Genomic DNA, 4,534 nt, shown 5'->3' with positions numbered 1-4,534 from the left:
GTCGCAGACGGCTCGGGGGCAGGACGTGCGACCGCGGTCCCGAGGGCGCGGCCGGTGCGTCCGACGGAGCCGACCGTGCCGAGCGGCAGGGCGACCGAGACGCGGAAGCCGCCGTCCGGGCGGGGGCCCGCGCTGAACGAGCCGCCGACGGACGCGGCGCGCTCGCGCATGCCGATCAGGCCGTAGCCGCCGCCGCGTTCCTCGTCGCGCGCGCCCGCCGCGGGCTTCGGGCCCGGGCCCTCGTCGTCGACGTCGATGTGGAGCACGCCGGGACGGTACACCAGCACGACCGTCGCCGCCGAGGCCCGCGCGTGCTTGCCGACGTTGGTCAGCGACTCCTGGATCACGCGGTAGGCGGTGAGGTCGACCGCGGCCGGGATCGGGACGGGCTCGCCCTCGGTGCGGCACTCCACCCGCAGGCCGACCCGTTCGAAGGACTCCAGCAACTGCGCGAGCTGGCCGAGCCCCGGCGCGGGCTCGCGCGGGCTCGCCGTCTCCTCGCCCTCGCCGGTCTGCCGCAGCACGGCCACCGTCGCGCCGAGCTCGCTCAGCGCGGCCCGGCCCGCCTCACGGACCTGGACCAGGGCGGTGCGCGCGGCGTCGGGCTGGGTTTCGAGCACGGTCGAGGCGACGCCGGCCTGGATGTTGATCAGCGCGATGTGGTGGCCGACGATGTCGTGCAGTTCGCGGGCTATCCGCAGGCGCTCCTCGGCGACGCGGCGGCGGGCCTCCTCCTCGCGGGTGTGCTCGGCCCGGCGGGCCCGCTCCTCTATCGCGGCGACGAAGGCGCGGCGACTGCGCACCGACTCGCCGACGGCGACGGTCATCGCCGTCCAGGCGAAGGCGATGCCGTTGACGCTCTTGTCCCACTTCTCCGGCGAGAGCGCCATGCTGGCGATGCCGACGGAGAGTACGGCGACCCCGCCGATCGCGAGCGCGAGCCTGCGCTCCACGACCGAGGAGACGGTGTAGATCGCCAGACCGGACCCGGCCAGGATGGGCCCGCGCACCGGCCCGACGAACATGTAGCCGACGGTTGCGGCGACGGTGCAGGCCAGCACCAGGACCGGGTACCGGCGGCGCAGCGCGAGGGGGGCGTAGACGCACAGCCCCGCGACGAGCAGGACCTCGTCGGGGTCGAAGTTGGACCACTGGGTGCTCGGCCGGCCTCCCGTCGGCCACAGGACGGTGACCAGGTACAGCAGGGCCGCGAGCAACGCGTCGGCCCAGTACGGGTGCGCGCGCGCGAACAGCCGGAGTCGGCGCAGCAGGTCCATGCCCTCAAAGGTAGAGGCTCGGTCTGCGAGGACCACATTCTTGTCGTGGCCTTCTCAAGTTCATCCGGCGTCCCTACCATCCGGTAGCCGAGGCGACTGCGCATCCGTCGATCGGGCGCACCGCACGGAACCCAGTGGAGGACGGCACGGTATGCGACAGCGCATCGGCACCACCAGGCTCGGCACGGCACGACGGGGGCTCGCCATCGCGGCCACCGTGACCCTGATGGCGGGCGTGGCTCTCGCCGCCGGGGCGGGCACCGCGTCCGCTCAGCCCAGCAGCTCCTCCCCGGCGTTCGACAGCCTGACCGGCGCCACCCACCCGGACTGGATGAGCGGCCTGCCGGACAGCCTGAGCCTCGGCTCGCTCTCCGTCCCCGGCACCCACGACACCCTCGCCATCCACGGCGGCCTCGCGCCCTGGGCCTACGAGGCCCAGGAGGACCACGGCGACGGCGCCGCCACCCTCGACGCCCAGCTGGACGCGGGAATCCGCGCCATCGACATCCGGGTGCGCGTGGTCAACGGCGGCACGGCTTTCGCGATCCACCACACCGACGTCTACCAGAACGCCAACTTCGACGACGTGCTCACGCACGCCCAGGCCTTCCTCGCCGCCCACCCGCGCGAGACGATCCTGATGGACCTGCACGGCGAGTGCGACGCCGACGCCGCCGAGGGCGGCAGCGGCACCGCGTCCATCGGCCACTGCGCCGACGACCCGGCGACCACCACGACCGCCGACCGGATCCGGATCTTCCAGAGCTACCTGGCCCGCTATCCCGGCCTGTTCTACGCCCCGAGCGTCACAGGCGCCTCGACCGCCGCGATGCCGCAGCTCGGCCAGGCCCGCGGGCACATCGTGCTGACCACCTTCACCGGCCCGGTCGGCGAGGTCTACCCCGGCTACGGCCTGACGCAGCTCACCGGCGGCAACGCGGGCTCCTACGTCGAGAACGACTGGACGCAGTGCGACACCGGCACCAAGTGGTCCGAGGCCCGGGCGAACATCGCGGCGGCCTCCGCCGACACCGGCGGCTCCATGTTCACCACCTACCTCTCCGCCAACTGCGCCCCGTTCGGACCCGGCCCGGCCGACGTCGCCGGGGGCACGTGGTTCACCACCGGCGTCAACCAGCTGGCGCTGAACGACCTCACCGGCAGCGGCGGCGCGCAGCTGACGCACACCGGCGTGGTGCTGATGGACTACCCCGGCTACGCGCTGATCGGCGCGCTGCTGAGCCGGGACGGCATCACCGGCTGAGCCGCCGACGCCCGACCTGAAGCACGCCCCGACGCCCACCGGTACGCGCCCCGGCACGCACCTTTGCGCCAAGCACGCGTCAGATCTCGGGCACCGCTCGTTCGGAGGACGTCAAAACCACTCCCTGCGACGCCCTCGATGCGGTGGAATGACGGACCGGCCGGACCGCACCCGGCCGGTCCCTACCTCGAGGAGCAGGAGCCCGTCATGCCGGACGCGCGACGCGTCGTCGTGGGAGTCAGCGGAACGCCCAGCAGCCTGCAGGCGCTGCGCACCGGCCTCGCCGAGGCACGGCGGGGCGGTGTTCCGCTGCTCGCGGTGCTGGCCTGGCTCCCCGTCGGCGTGCACGGCGGGTACCGGCACGTGCCGTGCCCGCCGCCGCTGCGGGAGTGGGAGCAGGAGGCGGAGTGGCGTCTGCGCAACGCCTTCGACGAGGCGTTCGGGGGCGTACCGGAGGACCTGCCCGTCGAGCTCCTGCTGATCCGCGGCCCGGCGGGGGCCGCGCTGGTGGACGCCGCCGACCGGGAGGACGACCTGCTGGTCCTCGGCTCGGGCCCGCGCGAGTGGCCCGCGCGTCTCCTGCACGGCGCGACCGCCCGCTACTGCGTCTCCCGGGCCGGTTGCCGGGTGCTCACCGTCCCGCCCCCGCCGCTGCTGCGCCAACTCCCGCGCGGGCTCCGGCATCGGCTGCCCGCGCCGCCCGAGCTGCCCCCGGCCGCGGCCCTCGCCGCTCCGGACGGACGGGACGAGCCGCAGTCGCTCCCCTGAGCGGTCGGCGTCAGCGTCCGCCGACGTCCTCGTTGCGGCGCCCGGACCAGTCCGGCTCGACGCGCGCCCAGTCCTTCGCCCACGCCCGCGACGCGCGCCGGTCGAGCCGGGCGCGCAGCAGCCGGCGCCCGCCGACGGCCAGCGCCTCGGCTCCGCCGAAGGCGGTCAGCCCGACCAGCCCGGCGAAGACGGCCTGGTCGGCCCCGGAGGCCGGCCGCAGCGCCGGCCGGCCGGCGTCGTCGACCCAGACGGTGACGCGGGCGCCGGCCGCCTGGTGACGGAAGACCACCACGCCGCCGGTGTGCGGCGAGCCGACCGGATACTGCCACCGCGCGGGCACCCTCACCATGGCCGCCGCCTCGTCGCGCGGCGTGTGCCGGTTCACGGAGGGGGACATCCCGCCGAGGAGCGTGGTCGCCGTGACCGCGTGCGTGTGCCGCTGGGCCTCGCGCGCCGCGACGGCGGTGTGGACGTGCACGGCGAGCCCGACCGCGAGCCCGAGCCCCAGGGCGGTCGCCGTCAGGCGCGACCGGCTGCGTTCCAGCCGCACGCGGCGCCGATCATCCGGCCGGAAAAGGGGGTTGGTCTCGACGGCGGCCCGAGCTGCCTCGCTCCGCCAGGTCACCGCCCGCTCCACCGGCCCCGAGAGCACGCGGCCGAGCACGGTGAACGCGCACAGGAGCGCGAGCGCGCGCAGGTCCGGCGCCGTCAGCCACCCCGGCCCGCCGCCCTGTTGGACGGCGAGACCGTCGTAGCAGCCCCAGCAGGCCGCGGCGACCACGGGCAGCACTGCCCAGGGCGCGAACGCTCCGCACAGCGCGGCGACGGCCGCGAAGACCCCCAACATAACGGCAGGGTAACCCGGTCCGGAGGCGCGTGTCCGATGCTTCTCGGCCGTGTGAGGCGTGTCGCAGGACTACACTTCCCATACTTGCGCACATGAGCAAGTGGCTTGGTTCGACCGGAAGCTGAGCCGGGGTTCGACGGACGGGGACGGAGCGGCGGCGTGAAGCAGGCGCGGAGTGCGCAGATGCGGCTGGCAGCGGTGGTCAGCGAGATCGAGGGCCTCTACACCGCGTGGCTGCGCGCCCGCGGCCCGGCGCGCAGGCGCCGCCTTCTCCTCGAAATCGCCTCCTCCGGAACGAAGTTGGCCACAGAGGCGAGCCGCGCGGCAACGCCCCTGGCGTACCCCGTCCCCCTGCCCCGCACCCGCCGCACCCGCCGC

The 4,534-nt window shown here is 74.9% G+C and carries 5 protein-coding genes; 3 read left to right on the top strand and 2 right to left on the bottom strand.

Translation table 11 applies throughout. The features are described 5' to 3' along the window. Nucleotides 1–1,277 (bottom strand): sensor histidine kinase (locus TR48_RS17835; RefSeq protein ID WP_063771004.1); only part of this gene is annotated, 1,277 nt, incomplete at its 3' end. Nucleotides 1,278–1,428: 151 nt separating this feature from the next. Here TR48_RS17835 and TR48_RS17830 point away from each other — a divergent pair. After that, complete coding sequence (locus TR48_RS17830) at nucleotides 1,429–2,541, top strand: phosphatidylinositol-specific phospholipase C domain-containing protein (RefSeq protein ID WP_052442754.1); 1,113 nt, start codon at nucleotides 1,429–1,431, stop codon at nucleotides 2,539–2,541. 207 nt (nucleotides 2,542–2,748) lie between these two features. Further along, a complete protein-coding gene (locus TR48_RS17825; protein WP_084729526.1) occupies nucleotides 2,749–3,309 on the top strand; it encodes a universal stress protein in 561 nt (186 codons plus the stop codon). 10 nt (nucleotides 3,310–3,319) lie between these two features. On the opposite strand, the gene TR48_RS17820 is transcribed toward TR48_RS17825, so the two are convergent. Continuing rightward, nucleotides 3,320–4,156, bottom strand: coding sequence for an Rv1733c family protein (locus TR48_RS17820; protein WP_052442753.1), 837 nt, complete (start codon nucleotides 4,154–4,156; stop codon nucleotides 3,320–3,322). Between the two features lie 159 nt (nucleotides 4,157–4,315). On the opposite strand from TR48_RS17820, the gene TR48_RS43345 reads away from it, so the two are divergent. Beyond that, the coding region (locus tag TR48_RS43345) for a hypothetical protein (RefSeq protein ID WP_042368284.1) at nucleotides 4,316–4,534 on the top strand (219 nt) is incomplete at its 3' end.

This window comes from Streptacidiphilus neutrinimicus, assembly GCF_000787815.1.
Lineage (GTDB): Bacteria > Actinomycetota > Actinomycetes > Streptomycetales > Streptomycetaceae > Streptacidiphilus > Streptacidiphilus neutrinimicus.
The sequence above is the reverse complement of the archived record's forward strand: the minus strand, read 5'-3'. Positions and strand labels throughout refer to the sequence as shown.